This is a genomic window from Mesorhizobium sp. P2_E10 (assembly GCF_056404235.1).
This window is the reverse complement of sequence record NZ_JBFUEK010000023.1, coordinates 1-19,245: the sequence shown is the minus strand read 5'-3', so window position 1 is coordinate 19,245 and position 19,245 is coordinate 1. Positions and strand designations below refer to the sequence as shown.

Annotated in this window: 16 protein-coding genes; 13 read left to right on the top strand and 3 right to left on the bottom strand. The window is 62.0% G+C overall.

Annotated elements, in window-relative coordinates; all coding sequences use genetic code 11:
- Positions 1-74 precede the first annotated feature (74 nt).
- The 9 genes from secE (at position 75) to AC1D0N_RS29460 (ending at position 12,937) form a co-directional block, all read left to right on the top strand.
- The gene (gene secE, locus AC1D0N_RS29500; RefSeq protein ID WP_477249881.1) at positions 75-278 is read left to right on the top strand and encodes a preprotein translocase subunit SecE; all 204 of its coding nucleotides are present in this window, start codon (positions 75-77) and stop codon (positions 276-278) included.
- Positions 279-304: 26 nt separating this feature from the next.
- Positions 305-832: a transcription termination/antitermination protein NusG gene (nusG, locus tag AC1D0N_RS29495; protein WP_477249879.1), complete on the top strand. Its 528-nt coding sequence runs from the start codon at positions 305-307 to the stop codon at positions 830-832.
- 173 nt (positions 833-1,005) lie between these two features.
- A complete protein-coding gene (rplK, locus tag AC1D0N_RS29490) occupies positions 1,006-1,434 on the top strand; it encodes a 50S ribosomal protein L11 (protein ID WP_006333334.1) in 429 nt (142 codons plus the stop codon).
- A gap of 4 nt (positions 1,435-1,438) precedes the next feature.
- Positions 1,439-2,137: a 50S ribosomal protein L1 gene (gene rplA / locus AC1D0N_RS29485; RefSeq protein ID WP_477249877.1), complete on the top strand. Its 699-nt coding sequence runs from the start codon at positions 1,439-1,441 to the stop codon at positions 2,135-2,137.
- 378 nt (positions 2,138-2,515) lie between these two features.
- On the top strand, positions 2,516-3,034 hold the full coding sequence (rplJ, locus tag AC1D0N_RS29480) for a 50S ribosomal protein L10 (RefSeq protein WP_023667437.1): 519 nt from the start codon (positions 2,516-2,518) through the stop codon (positions 3,032-3,034).
- A gap of 54 nt (positions 3,035-3,088) precedes the next feature.
- Positions 3,089-3,466: a 50S ribosomal protein L7/L12 gene (gene rplL, locus AC1D0N_RS29475; protein WP_477249876.1), complete on the top strand. Its 378-nt coding sequence runs from the start codon at positions 3,089-3,091 to the stop codon at positions 3,464-3,466.
- 254 nt (positions 3,467-3,720) lie between these two features.
- Positions 3,721-7,857, top strand: coding sequence for a DNA-directed RNA polymerase subunit beta (gene rpoB / locus AC1D0N_RS29470; RefSeq protein ID WP_477249874.1), 4,137 nt, complete (start codon positions 3,721-3,723; stop codon positions 7,855-7,857).
- Between the two features lie 133 nt (positions 7,858-7,990).
- A complete protein-coding gene (rpoC, locus tag AC1D0N_RS29465) occupies positions 7,991-12,187 on the top strand; it encodes a DNA-directed RNA polymerase subunit beta' (RefSeq protein ID WP_477249873.1) in 4,197 nt (1,398 codons plus the stop codon).
- Positions 12,188-12,271: 84 nt separating this feature from the next.
- Positions 12,272-12,937: an O-methyltransferase gene (locus AC1D0N_RS29460; protein ID WP_477249872.1), complete on the top strand. Its 666-nt coding sequence runs from the start codon at positions 12,272-12,274 to the stop codon at positions 12,935-12,937.
- Positions 12,938-12,964: 27 nt separating this feature from the next.
- On the opposite strand, the gene AC1D0N_RS29455 is transcribed toward AC1D0N_RS29460, so the two are convergent.
- From AC1D0N_RS29455 to AC1D0N_RS29445, 3 genes are all read right to left on the bottom strand, one after another.
- Positions 12,965-13,900, bottom strand: coding sequence for a Gfo/Idh/MocA family protein (locus tag AC1D0N_RS29455; RefSeq protein ID WP_477249870.1), 936 nt, complete (start codon positions 13,898-13,900; stop codon positions 12,965-12,967).
- A gap of 106 nt (positions 13,901-14,006) precedes the next feature.
- A complete protein-coding gene (locus AC1D0N_RS29450; protein ID WP_477249868.1) occupies positions 14,007-15,143 on the bottom strand; it encodes a PLP-dependent cysteine synthase family protein in 1,137 nt (378 codons plus the stop codon).
- Positions 15,143-15,424, bottom strand: a complete 282-nt coding sequence (locus AC1D0N_RS29445; protein WP_477249867.1) for a transcriptional regulator — start codon at positions 15,422-15,424, stop codon at positions 15,143-15,145. The genes AC1D0N_RS29450 and AC1D0N_RS29445 overlap by 1 nt, the downstream gene beginning before the upstream one ends.
- Before the next feature lie 480 nt (positions 15,425-15,904).
- Here AC1D0N_RS29445 and rpsL point away from each other — a divergent pair, with 480 nt between their 5' ends.
- The 4 genes from rpsL to AC1D0N_RS29425 form a co-directional block, all read left to right on the top strand.
- Positions 15,905-16,276: a 30S ribosomal protein S12 gene (rpsL, locus tag AC1D0N_RS29440; RefSeq protein WP_006333356.1), complete on the top strand. Its 372-nt coding sequence runs from the start codon at positions 15,905-15,907 to the stop codon at positions 16,274-16,276.
- Positions 16,277-16,337: 61 nt separating this feature from the next.
- Positions 16,338-16,808 carry a 30S ribosomal protein S7 gene (gene rpsG, locus AC1D0N_RS29435; protein WP_008875664.1) on the top strand — a complete coding sequence of 157 codons (471 nt, stop codon included), beginning with the start codon at positions 16,338-16,340 and terminating at the stop codon, positions 16,806-16,808.
- 30 nt (positions 16,809-16,838) lie between these two features.
- On the top strand, positions 16,839-18,929 hold the full coding sequence (gene fusA / locus AC1D0N_RS29430) for an elongation factor G (RefSeq protein WP_477249865.1): 2,091 nt from the start codon (positions 16,839-16,841) through the stop codon (positions 18,927-18,929).
- A gap of 67 nt (positions 18,930-18,996) precedes the next feature.
- Positions 18,997-19,245 (top strand): GTP-binding protein (locus tag AC1D0N_RS29425; RefSeq protein WP_477249863.1); only part of this gene is annotated, 249 nt, incomplete at its 3' end.

The following is a 19,245-nucleotide window of genomic DNA, read 5'->3' as shown; positions in this document are numbered from 1 at the left end:
ACCCAGGCGGCACGTCCCGGCCAGCGGGATCATCCAGGAGACCCGGCCAACGGGTCTTGAAGACAGAGCGGCATATGGCTTCGAAAACCACAAATCCTTTCGTTTTTCTCCAGCAGGTTCGCGCGGAGACCGCCAAGGTTACCTGGCCGTCGCGGCGTGAAACGGTGATCTCGACGGTGATGGTCCTTGTGTTTGCGGTCATCGCGATGATCTTTTTCTTCACCGCCGATGTGCTCATGGGCATGGCGGTCGAGAAACTACTTGGCCTTGGACACTAGTCCGGCGATTACGGAGAAGTCTTGAAATGACCGCGCGCTGGTACATCGTCCACGCCTATTCGAACTTTGAAAAGAAGGTCGCCGAGGACATCGAGAACAAGGCCAAGCAGAAAGGCCTGTCCGCTGACATCGAGCAGATCGTGGTGCCGACCGAGAAGGTCGTCGAGATACGTCGCGGCCGCAAGGTCGACGCCGAGCGCAAGTTCTTCCCGGGCTATGTGCTGCTGAAGGCCAATTTGACCGATGCGGTGTTTTCGCTGGTGAAGAATACGCCGAAGGTCACCGGCTTCCTGGGTGACTCAAAGCCGGTGCCGATCACCGAGGCCGAGGCCCAGCGCATCCTGAGCCAGGTCCAGGAAGGCGTCGAGCGGCCCAAGCCCTCGGTCACGTTCGAGATCGGCGAGGCGATCCGGGTTTCGGATGGTCCGTTCGCCTCGTTCAACGGCTTCGTCCAGGAAGTGGACGAGGAGCGGGCGCGGCTCAAGGTGGAAGTTTCGATCTTCGGGCGCGCCGTGCCGGTCGATCTGGAATTCGGACAGGTCGAAAAGGGCTGATCCGAAAATCCCGCCGGTTCGCCGGCAAGGGGTGGCGGCGCGGAAATGCGCGGCTTTGAGAACGGTGGGAGGCGAATGCGGCTTTAGCCGGCCGCAGGAACCGCACCACCAGACTGCAACCGCCGGTGTTTCCCCGATAGTGGGGCCGGCACGAGACAAAGGCAGGAAAAGAGATGGCTAAGAAAATTGCAGGCCAGCTCAAGCTCCAGGTCAAAGCGGGATCGGCAACGCCGTCGCCCCCGATCGGCCCGGCGCTTGGTCAGCGCGGCATCAACATCATGGAATTCTGCAAGGCGTTCAACGCGCAGACCCAGGAAATGGAAAAGGGATCGCCGATTCCGGTCGTCATCACCTACTACCAGGACAAGTCCTTCACCTTCGTCATGAAGACGCCGCCGGTGAGCTACTTCCTGAAGAAGGCAGCGAATCTGACTTCGGGTTCGAAGGAGCCGGGCAAGATCAAGGCCGGCACGATCGGTCGCGACAAGGTGCGCGCCATCGCCGAGCAGAAGATGAAGGATCTGAACGCAAACGACGTCGAAGCGGCCATGCGCATGGTCGAGGGCTCCGCCCGCTCGATGGGTCTGGAAGTGGTGGGCTGAGATCATGGCAAAACTCGCAAAACGTGTATCGAAGTCCCGCGACGGCATCGACCCCAACAAGGCTTACGCCCTGGGTGAGGCGCTGAAGCTGCTCAAGGACCGTTCCTCGGTCAAGTTCGACGAGACCGTCGAAGTGGCGATGAATCTCGGCGTCGACCCGCGCCATGCCGACCAGATGGTCCGCGGCGTGGTCAACCTGCCGAACGGCACCGGCCGCTCGGTGCGCGTCGCCGTGTTCGCTCGCGGCGACAAGGCCGATGAAGCGCGCGCCGCCGGCGCCGATATCGTCGGTGCCGAGGATCTGGTCGACATCGTCCAGAAGGGCACGATCGACTTCGATCGCTGCATCGCCACGCCGGATATGATGCCGCTGGTCGGCCGTCTGGGCAAAGTGCTCGGCCCGCGCGGCATGATGCCGAACCCGAAGGTCGGCACGGTGACCACCGATGTCGCCGCCGCCGTCAAGGCATCGAAGGGTGGCGCCGTGGAGTTCCGCGTCGAGAAAGCCGGCATCGTTCATGCCGGCGTCGGCAAGGTCTCGTTCGACGTCAAGGCGCTGGAAGAGAACGTCCGCGCCTTCACCGACGCGGTGAACAAGGCGAAGCCTGCTGGTGCCAAGGGCAACTACGTCAAGAAGGTGTCGGTCACCTCGACGATGGGTCCTGGCCTCAAGGTCGACGTCTCGACGCTCGCGGCGTCCTGATAAGAACAATTCGGATCGGCCGCTAAAGCGCTGATCCGCAAGTGAATTCCGGGCCTCCGACTTGTCGGCGGCCTGGTACCGGAAGTCGAGAGGCTTCCGGACATCCTGTCCGAGATTGCAGGCGGCCCAGAAGCCTTAATTCAATTGGGCCTGCATGAGACGGGTGAAAACCGGACAACGGAGCGCCAAGCTCCAATGAAAGGTTCGAACCGTGTTTGCCTTTTGTCTGCGCATCATCCGGCTTGCCGGCTGGTGTGGCGAAAGGGGGCAGGATCCTCGAGCGTCGTTCGGGAGATCCGTTACTGGATGGCCCGACCGGCAAAAAGGCAACCCGACGCCTGTCCTATTAGTGGGGCAGGGGTCAACTGGAGATAGGCAGTGGACAGAGCGGAAAAACGCGAACTCGTCACGGGCCTGAATGGTGCTTTTGCAGGCGCTGGTTCAGTCGTCGTGGCCCACTACGCCGGTATCACCGTCGCGCAAATGAACGACCTTCGGTCGAAAATGCGCGCTGCCGGTGGCACCGTCAAAGTCGCGAAGAACCGTCTCGCCAAAATCGCTCTTCAGGGCACGGACTCCGCATCGATCATCGACCTGTTCAAGGGACAGACGCTGATCGCTTATTCGGAGGATCCGATTGCGGCGCCGAAGGTCGCGTCCGATTTCGCCAAGGGAAATGACAAGCTCGTCATTCTCGGTGGCGCAATGGGCACAACCTCGCTCAACGCCGACGGTGTGAAGGCACTCGCCACACTTCCGTCGCTCGATGAGCTGCGCGCCAGGCTGGTTGGCATGATCGCCACGCCGGCAACCCGGATCGCCCAGATCGTCAATGCGCCAGCGGCTTCGGTCGCGCGCGTCATCGGCGCTTACGCCCGGAAGGACGAGGCGGCATGAGGCCGTTCCTCGCTATCACAAACACACGTTCGAACCTTATGAAGGAACATAACAATGGCTGATCTCGCAAAGATCGTAGACGACCTTTCGAAGCTGACCGTCCTCGAGGCGGCCGAGCTGTCGAAGCTTCTGGAAGAAAAGTGGGGCGTTTCCGCCGCTGCTCCGGTGGCTGTTGCCGCCGCTGGCGGCGGTGCAGCCGCTGCTGCTCCGGCCGAGGAAAAGACGGAATTCGACGTCGTCCTCACCGAGGCAGGCGCTCAGAAGATCAACGTCATCAAGGAAGTCCGCGCCATCACCGGTCTTGGCCTCAAGGAAGCCAAGGACCTGGTCGAGGCGGCTCCGAAGCCGGTCAAGGAAGGCGTTTCCAAGGCCGACGCGGAGAAGTTCAAGGCCGTGCTGGAAGCAGCCGGCGCCAAGGTTGAACTGAAGTAAACGTCTTAAGTATCGGCGGGCGGCTTCGCGCCGTCCGCCGCTCTCTTTTCGCGAAGGGAGGCTGCGTAACGCGAAGAGTACGAAAACCTCTTTCCTGAGGGCCGAAAGCCGGCCTTCAGGAAACGGGTTTTCTCCCGTTTTGGCCGACCGCCGACAGGCGACGGTGAACAGACAAGAGGGTCGCCGCCAGGTGGCCTCGAATGCAAGGCGAGCCGCGGCGAGGCTCGTCCCGAGAATTGAGCTAAGGAGCGACGATGGCCCAGACCCAGACTTTCAATGGCCGCAGACGCGTACGCAAGTTCTTCGGAAAGATCCCGGAAGTTGCGGAGATGCCGAACCTGATCGAGGTTCAGAAGGCATCCTATGACCAGTTCCTGATGGTGGCGGAGCCCAAGGGTGGGCGTCCGGACGAGGGACTGCAGGCCGTTTTCAAGTCGGTCTTCCCGATCTCCGATTTTTCCGGCTCCTCGATGCTGGAGTTTGTGAAGTACGAGTTCGAAGGACCGAAATTCGACGTTGACGAATGCCGTCAGCGCGACCTGACCTATGCCGCGCCGCTGAAGGTGACGCTGCGCCTCATCGTGTTCGATATCGACGAGGATACCGGCGCGAAGTCGATCAAGGACATCAAGGAGCAGGACGTCTACATGGGCGACATGCCGCTCATGACCTTGAACGGCACCTTCATCGTCAACGGCACCGAGCGCGTCATCGTCTCGCAGATGCACCGTTCGCCGGGCGTCTTCTTCGACCATGACAAGGGCAAGTCGCACTCGTCGGGCAAGCTGCTGTTTGCCGCGCGCGTCATTCCCTATCGCGGCTCGTGGCTCGACATCGAGTTCGATTCGAAGGACGTCGTGCACGCCCGTATCGACCGCCGCCGCAAGATTCCGGCGACGTCGCTGCTAATGGCGCTCGGCATGGATGGCGAAGAGATCCTGTCGACCTTCTACAACAAGATCACCTACAAGCGCGCCGGCGACCATTGGCGCATTCCGTTCAACGTCGAGCGTTTCCGCGGCCTCAAGGCCGTCGGCGACCTGGTCGACGCCGATACGGGCGAGATCGTTGTCGAAGCCGGCAAGAAGATCACGGCCCGCCAGGCGAGGGCGCTTGGCGAAAAAGGTCTCAAGGCGATCAAGGCGACCGACGAGGATCTGCTCGGCAACTATCTGGCCGAGGACATCGTCAACTACGGCACCGGCGAGATTTTCCTCGAGGCAGGCGACGAGATCGACGAAAAGACGCTGAAAGTGCTGCTTGGCACCGGCGAGGAGGAGATCAAGGTTCTCGACATCGACCACGTCAATGTCGGCGCCTATATCCGCAACACGCTCAACGTCGACAAGAACGAGAGCCGCCAGGACGCATTGTTCGACATCTATCGTGTCATGCGCCCGGGCGAGCCGCCGACGCTCGAGACCGCCGAAGCCATGTTCAACTCGCTGTTCTTCGACAGCGAGCGCTACGATCTGTCGGCCGTCGGCCGTGTCAAGATGAACATGCGCCTCGAGCTCAAGGCCGAGGACACCGTGCGCGTGCTGCGCAAGGACGACATCCTGGCCGTGGTCAAGACGCTGGTCGAACTGCGCGACGGCAAGGGCGAGATCGACGACATCGACAACCTCGGCAACCGCCGCGTGCGTTCTGTCGGCGAGCTGATGGAAAACCAGTACCGCGTCGGCCTGCTGCGCATGGAGCGCGCGATCAAGGAGCGTATGTCCTCGATCGAGATCGACACGGTCATGCCGCAGGACCTGATCAACGCCAAGCCGGCGGCTGCCGCCGTGCGCGAGTTCTTCGGTTCCTCGCAGCTGTCGCAGTTCATGGATCAGACCAACCCGCTGTCGGAGATCACCCACAAGCGCCGTCTTTCGGCACTTGGACCGGGCGGTCTGACCCGCGAGCGCGCCGGCTTCGAAGTGCGCGACGTGCACCCGACGCATTACGGCCGCATCTGCCCGATCGAGACGCCGGAAGGCCCGAATATCGGTCTGATCAACTCGCTGGCCACTTTTGCGCGCGTCAACAAGTACGGCTTCATCGAAAGCCCGTATCGCAAGATCGTCGACGGCAAGCTGACCAATGACGTCGTCTACCTCTCGGCGATGGAAGAGGCCAAGCACCACGTCGCGCAGGCCAATGCCGAGCTCGACAAGAATGGCGGCTTCGTCGACGAATTCGTCATTTGCCGCAGTGCCGGCGAAGTGATGATGGCGCCGCGTGAAAACGTCGATCTGATGGACGTGTCGCCCAAGCAGATGGTGTCTGTCGCCGCGGCGCTGATCCCGTTCCTCGAGAACGACGACGCCAACCGCGCCCTGATGGGCTCGAACATGCAGCGTCAGGCCGTGCCGCTGGTGCGCGCCGAAGCGCCGTTCGTTGGCACCGGCATGGAGCCGATCGTTGCCCGTGACTCAGGCGCCGCCATCGGCGCCCGCCGCGGCGGCATCGTCGACCAGGTGGACGCGACGCGTATCGTCATTCGCGCCACGGAAGATCTCGATCCCGGCAAGTCGGGCGTCGACATCTACCGGCTGATGAAGTTCCAGCGTTCGAACCAGAACACCTGCATCAACCAGCGTCCGCTGGTGCGTATGGGTGACCGGGTCAACAAGGGCGACATCATTGCCGACGGTCCGTCGACCGAGCTCGGCGATCTGGCGCTCGGCCGTAATGTGCTGGTCGCGTTCATGCCGTGGAACGGCTACAACTACGAGGACTCGATCCTGCTCTCCGAGCGCATCGTTGCCGACGACGTCTTCACCTCGATCCACATCGAGGAGTTCGAGGTCATGGCCCGCGATACCAAGCTCGGACCGGAGGAAATCACGCGCGACATTCCGAACGTCTCGGAAGAAGCGCTGAAGAACCTCGACGAAGCCGGCATCGTCTATATCGGCGCGGAAGTGCAGCCGGGCGACATCCTGGTCGGCAAGATCACGCCGAAGGGCGAAAGCCCGATGACGCCGGAAGAAAAGCTGCTGCGCGCCATCTTCGGCGAAAAGGCATCGGACGTGCGCGACACCTCGATGCGCATGCCTCCGGGCACCTTCGGCACCGTCGTCGAAGTGCGCGTGTTCAACCGTCACGGCGTCGAGAAGGACGAGCGCGCCATGGCGATCGAACGCGAGGAGATCGAACGCCTCGCCAAGGACCGCGACGACGAGCAGGCGATCCTCGACCGCAACGTCTATTCGCGCCTTTCCGACGTTCTCGTCGGCAAGGAAGCGATTGCCGGACCGAAGGGCTTCAAGAAGGGCTCGACGCTGTCGAAGGACACGCTGGACGACTATCCGCGTTCGCAGTGGTGGCAGTTTGCGGTGGAGAACGAAAAGCTCCAGAGCGAACTGGAAGCGCTGCGTGGCCAGTACGACGATTCCAAGAAGGCGCTCGAACAGCGCTTCATGGACAAGGTCGAGAAGGTGCAGCGCGGCGACGAGATGCCTCCAGGCGTTATGAAGATGGTCAAGGTCTTCGTGGCCGTGAAGCGCAAGATGCAGCCGGGCGACAAGATGGCCGGCCGTCACGGCAACAAGGGTGTCGTGTCGCGGATCGTTCCGGTCGAGGACATGCCCTTCCTCGAGGACGGCACGCATGCCGATATCGTGCTCAACCCGTTGGGTGTGCCGAGCCGCATGAATGTCGGCCAGATCCTGGAAACGCATCTGGGCTGGGCATGCGCGGGCATGGGCAAGAAGATCGGTGATCTGATCGATGCGTACAAGACAGCCGGCGATATCAAGCCGCTGCGCAAGACGCTCGAGAGCTTCATTCCGGCCAACGACCGCAACGAGCCGGTCCGCGACTATGACGACGAGAGCATCGTTCGCCTCAGCGAACAGATGCGCCGCGGCGTCTCCATCGCGACCCCGGTGTTCGACGGCGCCCATGAAGCCGACATCAACATCATGCTGGAGCAGGCGGGCCTGCACACCAGCGGTCAGTCGCAGCTCTATGACGGACGCACCGGCGAGCCGTTCGATCGCAAGGTGACGATGGGCTACATCTATATGCTCAAGCTTCACCATCTCGTGGACGACAAGATCCACGCGCGTTCGATCGGACCGTACTCGCTCGTTACCCAGCAGCCGCTGGGTGGCAAGGCGCAGTTCGGTGGCCAGCGCTTCGGCGAGATGGAGGTCTGGGCACTCGAAGCGTACGGCGCCGCCTACACGCTGCAGGAGATGCTGACGGTGAAGTCGGACGACGTCGCCGGCCGCACCAAGGTCTACGAGGCGATTGTCCGCGGCGACGACACGTTTGAGGCTGGCATCCCCGAGAGCTTCAACGTGCTGGTCAAGGAAATGCGGTCGCTCGGCCTCAATGTCGAGCTGGAGAACACCAAGCTCGACGACAACCCTGTCCGGTTGCCCGACGCAGCCGAATAAAAAACAAGACATCCGGCCGCGGAACACCGCGACCGGATGCACCAATTCTACGGCCAGTGGCCGATACAGACGGCGGGCGTTTGGCCCGCGCTAGATGCAAGGGGTTTTCGAGGACCCCGATAAGGAGAACGGCATGAACCAAGAGGTCATGAATCTCTTCAATCCCCAGGCGCCTGCGCAGGTGTTCGATTCCATCCGGATCTCGCTCGCCAGCCCTGAGAAGATTCTGTCCTGGTCATTCGGCGAGATCAAGAAGCCGGAGACCATCAACTATCGTACTTTCAAGCCGGAGCGTGACGGCCTGTTCTGCGCGCGCATTTTTGGTCCGATCAAGGACTATGAGTGCCTGTGCGGCAAGTACAAGCGCATGAAGTACAAGGGCGTCATTTGCGAGAAGTGCGGCGTCGAAGTCACGCTGTCGCGCGTTCGCCGCGAGCGCATGGGCCATATCGAGCTGGCGGCACCCGTCGCTCACATCTGGTTCCTGAAGTCGCTACCATCGCGCATCGGCACGCTGCTCGACATGACGCTGAAGGATATCGAGCGGGTTCTCTACTTCGAGAACTACATCGTCACCGAGCCCGGCCTCACCGCGCTGAAGGAGCACCAGCTCCTGAGCGAGGAAGAGTACATGATCGCCGTCGACGAGTATGGCGAGGATAGCTTCACCGCCATGATCGGCGCCGAGGCCATTCATGACCTCCTGGCCGGCATGGACCTGGAGAAGATCGCCGGCGACCTGCGTTCGGAACTGGCTTCGACCACGTCCGAGCTCAAGCAGAAGAAGTATCTGAAGCGGCTCAAGGTCGTCGAGAACTTCATGGAGTCCGGCAACCGTCCGGAATGGATGATCATGAAAGTGGTTCCGGTGATCCCGCCGGACCTGCGCCCGCTCGTCCCGCTGGACGGCGGCCGTTTCGCGACGTCCGATCTCAACGATCTCTATCGCCGCGTGATCAACCGCAACAACCGTCTGAAGCGGCTGATCGAGCTGCGGGCGCCGGGCATCATCGTGCGCAATGAAAAGCGCATGCTGCAGGAAGCCGTCGACGCATTGTTCGACAACGGCCGCCGTGGCCGCGTCATCACCGGCGCCAACAAGCGTCCGCTGAAGTCGCTGTCCGACATGCTCAAGGGCAAGCAGGGCCGGTTCCGCCAGAACCTGCTCGGCAAGCGCGTCGACTATTCCGGCCGCTCGGTCATCGTTACCGGTCCGGAGCTCAAGCTGCACCAGTGCGGCCTGCCGAAGAAGATGGCGCTCGAACTGTTCAAGCCCTTCATCTACGCCCGCCTCGACGCCAAGGGTTTCTCCTCGACCGTCAAGCAGGCGAAGAAGCTGGTCGAGAAGGAGCGTCCGGAAGTCTGGGATATTCTTGACGAGGTCATCCGCGAGCATCCGGTGCTGCTCAACCGCGCCCCGACGCTGCATCGCCTCGGCATCCAGGCGTTCGAGCCGATCCTGATCGAAGGCAAGGCGATCCAGCTGCATCCGCTGGTCTGCACGGCCTTCAACGCCGACTTCGACGGCGATCAGATGGCCGTTCACGTGCCGCTGTCGCTGGAAGCGCAGCTTGAAGCCCGCGTGCTGATGATGTCGACCAACAACATCCTGCACCCGGCTTCCGGCGCGCCGATCATCGTGCCGTCGCAGGACATGGTTCTCGGTCTCTACTATCTGTCGATCGTCAACCAGAACGAGCCGGGCGAAGGCATGGTGTTTGCCGACATGGGCGAACTCCAGCATGCGCTCGAGACCAAGGCGGTGACGCTGCACTCCAAGATCAAGGGTCGTTTCCGCACGGTCGACGCCGAAGGCAAGGTGGTGTCGAAGATCCATGACACCACGCCTGGCCGCATGATCATCGGCGAACTTCTGCCGAAGAACGTCAACGTGCCCTACGAGACTGCAAACCAGGAGATGACCAAGAAGAACATCTCCAAGATGATCGACACCGTCTACCGCCATTGCGGTCAGAAGGAGACGGTCATTTTCTGCGATCGCATCATGGCCCTTGGCTTCAGCCATGCCTGCCGCGCCGGCATTTCGTTCGGCAAGGACGACATGCTGATCCCGGACGCCAAGATCAAGCTGGTCTCCGACACCGAGGCTTTGGCCAAGGAATACGAGCAGCAGTACAATGACGGCCTGATCACCCAGGGCGAGAAATACAACAAGGTCGTCGACGCCTGGGCCAAGTGCTCGGAAAAGGTCGCCGACGAAATGATGGCCCGCATCAAGGCGGTCGAGTTCGAGGACAATGGCCGTCAAAAGCCGATGAACTCGATCTACATGATGTCGCACTCCGGTGCGCGTGGCTCGCCCACCCAGATGCGCCAGCTCGCCGGCATGCGCGGCCTGATGGCCAAGCCGTCGGGTGAAATCATCGAGACGCCGATCATCTCGAACTTCAAGGAAGGCCTGACCGTGCTCGAGTACTTCAACTCGACCCACGGCGCCCGCAAGGGTCTGGCCGACACCGCCTTGAAGACGGCGAACTCGGGTTACCTCACCCGTCGTCTGGTCGACGTGGCGCAGGACTGCATCGTCAACTCCGTGGATTGCGGCACTGACAAGGGCCTCACCATGCAGCCGATCGTCGATGCCGGCCAGGTCGTTGCTTCGGTCGGCCAGCGTGTGCTGGGCCGTACGTCGCTCGACGACATCACGCATCCCGTGTCGGGCGAGATCCTGGTCAAGGCCGGAACGCTGATGGACGAGCGTGACGTGGAGAAGATCGAAAAGGCCGGCGTGCAGTCGGTCCGTATTCGCTCGGCACTGACCTGCGAAGTCAGGGTCGGCGTCTGCGCGGTCTGCTACGGACGCGATCTGGCCCGCGGTACCCCGGTCAACCAGGGCGAAGCTGTCGGCGTCATCGCGGCGCAGTCGATCGGCGAGCCGGGCACCCAGCTCACCATGCGTACCTTCCACATGGGTGGTACCGCGCAGGTGGTGGATAGCTCGTTCCTTGAAGCCTCGTATGAGGGCAAGGTCGAGATCCGCAACCGCAACGTGGTGCGCAACTCCGACGGCCAGCAGATGGTCATGGGCCGTAACATGGCGGTGCTGATCCTCGACGAAGCCGGCAAGGAGCGCGCCACGCACCGTCTGACCTATGGTTCGCGTATCTTCGTGGACGATGGCGACAAGGTGAAGCGCGGCCAGCGTATCGCCGAGTGGGATCCTTACACCCGCCCGGTCCTCACCGAAATCGAGGGCAAGGTGTCGTACGAGGATCTGGTCGACGGCATTTCCGTTCAGGAAACGGCCGACGAGTCGACCGGCATCACCAAGCGTGAGGTCATCGACTGGCGCTCGACGCCACGCGGCAACGACCTCAAGCCGGCGATTGCCATCCAGGACGCCAAGGGCAAGGTCGGCAAGCTGTCGAAGGGTGGCGACGCCCGCTTCCTGCTCTCGGTCGAGGCCATTCTTTCGGTCGAGCCGGGTGCACAGGTTCGCCCCGGCGACGTTTTGGCGCGTATCCCGATGGAAAGCGCCAAGACCAAGGACATCACCGGCGGTCTGCCGCGTGTTGCCGAGTTGTTCGAGGCACGTCGTCCGAAGGATCACGCCATCATCGCCGAGATCGATGGCACGATCCGCTTCGGCCGCGACTACAAGAACAAGCGCCGCATCATCATCGAGCCGCATGACTCGACGCTTGAGCCGGTCGAGTACCTGATCCCGAAGGGCAAGCCGTTCCATCTCCAGGACGGCGACGTCATCGAGAAGGGCGACTACATCCTCGACGGCAATCCGGCGCCGCACGACATCCTGGCGATCAAGGGCGTGGAGGCACTTGCTTCCTACCTCGTCAACGAGATCCAGGAAGTCTACCGTCTGCAGGGCGTGTCGATCAACGACAAGCACATCGAGGTGATCGTTCGCCAGATGCTGCAGAAGGTCGAGATCACGGTGCAGGGCGACTCGACCTACATTCCAGGCGACCACGTCGACGTGATCGAGCTGGAAGAGGTCAACGAGCGCCTGGTCGAGGACGGCAAGAAGCCGGCCGAAGGCCTGCCGGTTCTGCTCGGCATCACCAAGGCCTCGCTGCAGACGCCATCCTTCATCTCGGCCGCTTCCTTCCAGGAGACGACCAGGGTGCTGACGGAAGCTGCGGTTGCCGGCAAGACCGACATGCTGCAGGGCTTGAAGGAAAACGTCATCGTCGGCCGGCTGATCCCGGCCGGCACCGGCGGCACGATGAGCCAGATCCGGCGCATCGCCACCTCGCGTGACGAACTGATCATCGACGAGCGCCGCAAGGCGTCGGGCGTCGAGATCGCCGAGCCGATGCTGACCGACATGGTCACCGCCGCGCAGTAAGCGCGGAAGGAAGAGAAGACAAGAAAAGGGGCCCAAGTGGCCCCTTTTCGCGTTTGATTCCTCCATTGATCGGAGAAGAAACCGATGAGCAAGAAAACCTGGGCGGCAGTCGACGACTATATCGTCGACGCCCTGTTCGAGGCAGATCCCGTCCTCAATGCCGTTCTGGCGGCCAACCACGACCAGGGCCTGCCGGCGATCGACGTTTCGCCGGCGCAAGGCAAGTTGCTTTCACTTCTTGCAAGGATGCAGGGGGCGAAGAAAATTCTCGAAGTCGGCACGCTGGGCGGCTACTCGACCATCTGGATGGCGAGAGCGTTGCCTGTGGGCGGCAAGATCGTGACGCTTGAACTCGATCCGCACCATGCGAAGGTCGCGCGGTCGAATTTCGAGCGGGCAGGCGTCTCCGAGCGGGTGGAATTGCGGGTCGGACCGGCGCTGCAATTGCTTGCCGCATTGAACGCCGAGAATGCCGGACCATTCGACGTCATCTTCATCGACGCCGACAAGCCGAATAACCCGCACTATCTGTCCTGGGCCATGCGCCTGTCGCGACCGGGGACCGTCATCATCTGCGACAACGTTGTCCGCGACGGCGCGGTGCTCGATGAGGATGGCCAAGATGCCAATGTCGAAGGCGCACGCGCGGCGTTCTCCTTCCTGGGTGGCGACAAGCGGCTGCAGGCCACTGCTATCCAGACTGTCGGCGCCAAGGGCTATGACGGCTTTGCCATTGCGATCGTAAACTGAACGCGCGCGGCGCGCGTTCAGAGTGCTTCAATCAAAAAACGCTTCGACGACATTGCGCTTGCCGAGCATGAAGGCGTCGGCGACGTGCTGGAGGGGCGCGAGGTCGACGTCCGAGGTGCCGGCGCGGACGATCTCGGCGAAGCGCTTGTAGAGCGAGGGGTATTCGGCTTCCGGCTCGTCATGCACGATGCGGCCATCGATGGCGAGCTTCGAGCCACCGCCTGAAAGCACCATCTGTCCCGCTTCCGTGTCGGCGAGGATGTCCCAGCTCTGCGGGCCGGTCTGCAGCCAGTCGAGCTCCATCCTCACCGGCAAGCCGTTCGAGGTGCGAAAGACGACATGCGCAGCGACGGGTGCCGCGCGGTTCTCGGGAAAATCGAGGACCGCCGAGGTGATGAACATCGCCGGCAAGATGTGGGTCACGATCGACAGCGCGTTGATGCCGGGATCGAAGACGCCGAAGCCGCCTGGCGCCCAGATCCATTCCTGGTTCGGGTGCCAGCGGCGCACGTCTTCCTTCCAGTTGATGGCCGCCGACCTGATGGTGGTCGAACCGAGAAAGGCGCGCGCCGCTTCCACCGCCGGCGCATAGCGCGAATGCCAGCTGGCGAATAGCGTCACACCGTTGGCCGTCGCCAGCGCCTTCAGGTCTTCGACTTCGCTGACCGTGGCGCCCGGCGGCTTCTCCAGAAACACATGCTTTTTCGCCATCAGCGCGGTGCGCGCCGCGTCGTAGCGGAACTGCGGCGGCATGCAGAGCGAGACGGCCTCAAGCTCCGGCATCCCCTCGAGCATCGCTTCGATGGTTGGGAAATTGGGAATGTTCTCCACCTTGCCGTGCCGGCTGGCTGCGGCGACGAGGCGATAGTTCGGGTCCTTCGCCACGGCCGGCAAATGCTGGTCGCGGACGATCTTTCCGACGCCGACGATGCCGAGCTTGATGGGACCGCTATTCACAGACATGGGAACTCCGCAGATTGGAAATGCGCTTGTTTGTCAGGGTTCTTAGCAGAGAACCGAGGCCGGGCAAGCCGCAGCAGGCCTGTCACCGAAAGTCTGTTCGGGTTCGTCAGCCCCAGCTCTCGTCGAACTCCAGCGCCAGTTCCTTGCCGGCCAGAAACGCCTCGATTGCCGGCTCGAACGGCGAAGGATCAAGGTCGTTCGCCTTCAGCCAGTCGTCGGAATAGTAGGTGTTGGCGTAGCGTTCACCGGAATCGCAGATCAGCGTTGTCAGCGAGCCGGTCTCGCCGGCGGCGATCATGCGGGCGGCGTGAAAGCACATGGCGATGAAATTGGTGCCGGTCGAGCCGCCGACACGGCGGCCGAGGCGGCGCGACAGCACCCGCATCGCGGCCAGCGACACGGCGTCGGGGATACGCAGCATGTGGTCGATGACGCCCGGCACGAAGGACGGTTCGACGCGCGGTCGGCCGATGCCCTCGATTCGCGACGGCTGCTCGCAGCTTCTGCTGGCATCATGGGTGGCAAAGCCATCGAAGAAGGCGGAGCGCTCGACATCGCAGACCGACAGCCGCGTCGCATGCTGCTTGTAGCGCAGATAGCGGCCGATCGTGGCCGTGGTACCGCCGGTGCCGGCGCTCATCACGATCCAGGCCGGTATCGGATGCCGCTCCTCGCGCATCTGTCCGAAAATCGATTCGGCGATGTTGTTGTTGCCGCGCCAGTCGGTCGCCCGCTCGGCATGGGTGAACTGGTCCATGAAATGGCCGCCGAGCCTGGCGGTCAGTTCGGCGGATTCGGTATAGATGCGCCGGCCATCGTCGATGAAGTGGCAATTGCCGCCATAGTGCTCGATGGCGGCGATCTTTTCGGGCGAGGTCGAGCGCGGCATCACGGCATAGAACGGCACGCCGATCATGCGGGCGAAATAGGCTTCCGACACGGCGGTCGAGCCGGAGGAGGCCTCGATCACCGCCGCACCCTCGCGGATATGGCCATTGCACAGCGCATAGAGAAAGAGCGAGCGTGCCAGCCGGTGTTTCAGGCTGCCGGTCGGATGCGTCGATTCATCCTTGAGGTAGAAGTCGATGCCGGTAAGCCGCGGCAGATCGAGCTTCCACAGATGGGTGTCGGCCGAGCGGTGCTGGTCGGCCTCGATGGCGGCGACCGCCCGGTCGGCCCAAGCGCGGGAAGAGGGTTTCGCCGCTGTTGAGTTGACCACGCTGCCTCCCAGTTGGTCCCGCATCAGATCGGTACGTCGAAAGTGACGATCGACACTTCGCCTTCGAGCGCGCCCTGGAAGGCCGACAGATGTGGCTCTTCATCGGGTATGCCGTCCATATCGCCGATCTGGTCGAGTTCGACCTCGGCGTAACCTTCGGCTGCAAGCGATTCGAGTGTGCGGCGCACTGCCGAATCGTCGTCGGGCGCCACCAGCATCACGTGGACACCTTCCGCCTTGCCGCCCTTCTTCTTCCACACCCGGCCGGTGATGATGGTGACCGGGCGCTCGTCATTGTCGTTCACGGGCTGATTCCTTTTGGCAAAGGGATTGGGGCGGGCGAGGGGATTTTCACCATTCATGGCGCCTTTTCGCATGAAGCATGGCCGTGCAACAGCCAGAAGCTGGTCACTTTCTTCCTCGGCCTTGCAAAATGGCGAAAGAAAATTACCTGCGTTTTTCGCATGGCTGCCAAGCCTTGGTTTGCGCGCAATATTTGGCGCCCCGGGGTTGACGGTTCGCGGTCTTACGAGTAGAAGCCGCCCAGTCAGAACCGATGTGAGGCTCTCCCTTCCGAAGCGACACGCTTTGGAGTTTGCCTCAAACAGGGTTCGTTTTACGAGCGAAAAGACATTTCCGGCGTGCACGAAGCGGCTTCCGCTTCCTCTGCCATTTGTTCGGGCAAGACCGCGGGGCGCGGTTTATGGCCCGAATTTGCGTATGGAAATGACGCTTTGAGCGGCCCTGACCGGGCGAGACACGGAATTGAGAGACAAGAGGGTTTAATGCCTACCGTCAACCAGCTGATCCGCAAGCCGCGCATTGCGCCGGTGAAGCGCAACAAGGTCCCGGCCATGCAGCAGAACCCGCAGAAGCGGGGCGTCTGCACGCGCGTCTATACAACGACGCCGAAGAAGCCGAACTCGGCGCTGCGCAAGGTGGCCAAGATCCGCCTGACCAATGGTTTTGAAGTGATCGGTTACATCCCCGGTGAAGGTCACAACCTTCAGGAGCACTCCGTGGTGATGATCCGCGGCGGCCGCGTCAAGGATCTTCCGGGCGTTCGCTACCACATCATCCGCGGCGTGCTCGACACGCAGGGCGTGAAGAACCGCAAGCAGCGCCGTTCGAAGTACGGTGCCAAGCGTCCGAAGTAAGGTTTTCCGGTCGCGGCGCTTTTTCAACTGCGCCCGGCTACGAGATTGAGAGACAAAAGCCATGTCCCGTCGTCACAGTGCAGAAAAGCGTGAGATCAATCCGGACCCCAAGTTCGGCGATCTGATCGTTACCAAGTTCATGAACGCCGTCATGTATGACGGCAAGAAGTCGGTTGCCGAGACCATCGTCTACGGCGCGCTCGACCAGGTTCAGTCGAAGACCAAGCAGGAGCCGGTCACCGTCTTCCATCAGGCGCTCGACAATGTCGCGCCGCATGTGGAAGTTCGGTCGCGTCGCGTCGGCGGCGCCACCTACCAGGTTCCGGTCGATGTACGCCCCGAGCGCCGTCAGGCCCTGGCGATCCGCTGGCTGATCGCCGCTGCGCGCAACCGCAACGAGACCACGATGGTCGACCGCCTCTCCGGCGAACTGATGGACGCGGCCAACAACCGCGGCACCGCCGTCAAGAAGCGTGAAGACACCCACAAGATGGCAGAAGCCAACCGCGCTTTCGCGCACTACCGCTGGTAAAGCGCGAACGAGACTGAGAAGGCATCCAAGATGGCCCGCGAATACAAAATCGAAGACTACCGCAATTTCGGTATCATGGCGCATATTGACGCCGGCAAGACGACGACCACCGAGCGCGTCCTCTATTACACGGGCAAGTCGCACAAGATCGGCGAAGTCCACGACGGCGCTGCCACCATGGATTGGATGGAGCAGGAGCAGGAGCGCGGCATCACGATCACGTCCGCCGCGACCACGACCTTCTGGAAGGGTCGTGACGGCAAGATGTACCGCTTCAACATCATCGACACCCCCGGCCACGTCGACTTCACCATCGAAGTCGAGCGTTCGCTGCGCGTTCTCGACGGCGCCATCGCGCTGCTCGATGCCAATGCCGGTGTCGAGCCGCAGACCGAGACCGTCTGGCGCCAGGCCGACAAGTACCGCGTTCCGCGCATGATCTTCTGCAACAAGATGGACAAGATCGGCGCTGACTTCTACCGCTCGGTCGAAATGATCGGCTCGCGCCTTGGCGCGCAGGCTGTCGTCATGCAGCTGCCGATCGGCGCCGAGACCGAGTTCAAGGGTGTCGTCGATCTCGTCGAGATGAACGCGCTGGTCTGGCGCGATGAGACGCTGGGCGCTGCCTGGGACGTCGTCGAGATCCCCGCCGACCTCAAGGCTCGTGCCGAAGAATACCGCGAGAAGATGATCGAAGCCGCCGTCGAAATGGACGAGACGGCGCTCGAGAATTACCTCGAAGGCAAGATGCCGTCGAACGACGAGATCCGCTCGCTGATCCGCAAGGGCACGATCGCGGTCAAGTTCTACCCGATGTTCTGTGGCTCGGCTTTCAAGAACAAGGGCGTGCAGCCGCTGCTCGACGCCGTCGTCGAATATCTGCCGTCGCCGGCCGATGTTCCGGCCATCAAGGGCGTCGATGCCAAGACCGATGCCGAGATCGAGCGTCATGCCGACGACAACGAGCCGCTGTCGATGCTCGCCTTCAAGATCATGAACGACCCCTTCGTCGGTTCGCTGACCTTCGCCCGCATCTATTCGGGCAAGCTGACCAAGGGCGTCTCGCTCGACAACACCGTCAAGGGCAAGAAAGAGCGCATCGGCCGCATGCTGCAGATGCATGCGAACTCGCGCGCCGACGTCGAAGAGGCGTTTGCCGGCGACATCGTTGCGCTGGCCGGTCTCAAGGACACGACCACCGGCGATACGCTGAGCGATCCGCTGCACCCGGTCATCCTCGAGCGCATGGAATTCCCCGATCCGGTCATCCAGATCGCCATCGAGCCGAAGACCAAGAACGACCAGGAAAAGATGGGCCTCGCCCTTCACCGCCTGGCCGCCGAGGATCCGTCCTTCCGCGTCAAGACCGACGAGGAAAGCGGCCAGACGATCATTTCCGGCATGGGTGAGCTTCACCTCGACATCATCGTTGACCGCATGCGTCGCGAGTTCAAGGTCGAAGCCAATGTCGGCGCGCCGCAGGTGGCCTATCGCGAGACGATCACCCGCAAGCACGAGCAGGACTACACGCACAAGAAGCAGACCGGCGGTACCGGTCAGTTCGCTCGTGTCAAGATCCTCTTCGAGCCGAACCCGGAAAGCAGCGAGTTCGTGTTCGAATCCAAGATCGTTGGCGGCGCTGTGCCGAAGGAATACATCCCGGGCGTCGAAAAGGGCGTCAAGAGCGTCATGACCAACGGTACGTTCGCCGGCTTCCCGATGATCGGTGTCAAGGCGATGCTGATCGACGGCGCCTACCACGATGTCGACTCGTCGGTGCTCGCCTTCGAAATCGCCGGCCGTGCCTGCTTCAAGGAAGCGGCGCCCAAGCTTGGCGTGCAGTTGCTCGAGCCGATCATGAAGGTCGAAGTGGTGACGCCGGAAGATTACGTCGGCAATGTCATTGGCGATCTGAACGGCCGTCGTGGCCAGATCCAGGGTCAGGAAGCTCGCGGCGTGGCGGTGGTTATCAACGCGATGGTGCCGCTGGCCAACATGTTCAAGTACGTCGACAACCTGCGCTCGATGAGCCAGGGCCGTGCGGCTTACACGATGCAGTTCGATCACTACGAGCCGGTTCCCACGGCGGTGGCGACGGAAATTCAGAAGAAATACGCGTAACCCGCACGGGTTGCAGCAGTAACTTAAATTCAAAGCCCGCACGGGCGAGCAGGAATGGAGACATCACATGGCAAAAGGTAAATTCGAGCGTAACAAGCCTCATGTGAACATTGGCACGATTGGCCACGTCGATCATGGCAAGACGTCGCTGACGGCGGCGATCACCAAGTATTTTGGCGAATACAAGCGCTACGACCAGATCGATGCGGCGCCGGAAGAGAAGGCCCGCGGCATCACCATTTCGACGGCGCATGTCGAATACGAGACGGCTGCCCGCCACTATGCCCACGTCGACTGCCCCGGCCACGCCGACTAT

Coding starts and splice junctions, on each gene's coding strand:
- rpsL (WP_006333356.1), top strand. CDS start 15,905: ATGCCTACCGTCAACCAGCTGATCCGCAAGCCGCGCATTGCGCCGGTG.
- rplK (WP_006333334.1), top strand. CDS start 1,006: ATGGCTAAGAAAATTGCAGGCCAGCTCAAGCTCCAGGTCAAAGCGGGA.
- secE (WP_477249881.1), top strand. CDS start 75: ATGGCTTCGAAAACCACAAATCCTTTCGTTTTTCTCCAGCAGGTTCGC.
- rpsG (WP_008875664.1), top strand. CDS start 16,338: ATGTCCCGTCGTCACAGTGCAGAAAAGCGTGAGATCAATCCGGACCCC.
- nusG (WP_477249879.1), top strand. CDS start 305: ATGACCGCGCGCTGGTACATCGTCCACGCCTATTCGAACTTTGAAAAG.
- rpoC (WP_477249873.1), top strand. CDS start 7,991: ATGAACCAAGAGGTCATGAATCTCTTCAATCCCCAGGCGCCTGCGCAG.
- AC1D0N_RS29460 (WP_477249872.1), top strand. CDS start 12,272: ATGAGCAAGAAAACCTGGGCGGCAGTCGACGACTATATCGTCGACGCC.
- rplL (WP_477249876.1), top strand. CDS start 3,089: ATGGCTGATCTCGCAAAGATCGTAGACGACCTTTCGAAGCTGACCGTC.
- rpoB (WP_477249874.1), top strand. CDS start 3,721: ATGGCCCAGACCCAGACTTTCAATGGCCGCAGACGCGTACGCAAGTTC.
- fusA (WP_477249865.1), top strand. CDS start 16,839: ATGGCCCGCGAATACAAAATCGAAGACTACCGCAATTTCGGTATCATG.
- rplA (WP_477249877.1), top strand. CDS start 1,439: ATGGCAAAACTCGCAAAACGTGTATCGAAGTCCCGCGACGGCATCGAC.
- AC1D0N_RS29450 (WP_477249868.1), bottom strand. CDS start 15,143: ATGCGGGACCAACTGGGAGGCAGCGTGGTCAACTCAACAGCGGCGAAA.
- AC1D0N_RS29455 (WP_477249870.1), bottom strand. CDS start 13,900: ATGTCTGTGAATAGCGGTCCCATCAAGCTCGGCATCGTCGGCGTCGGA.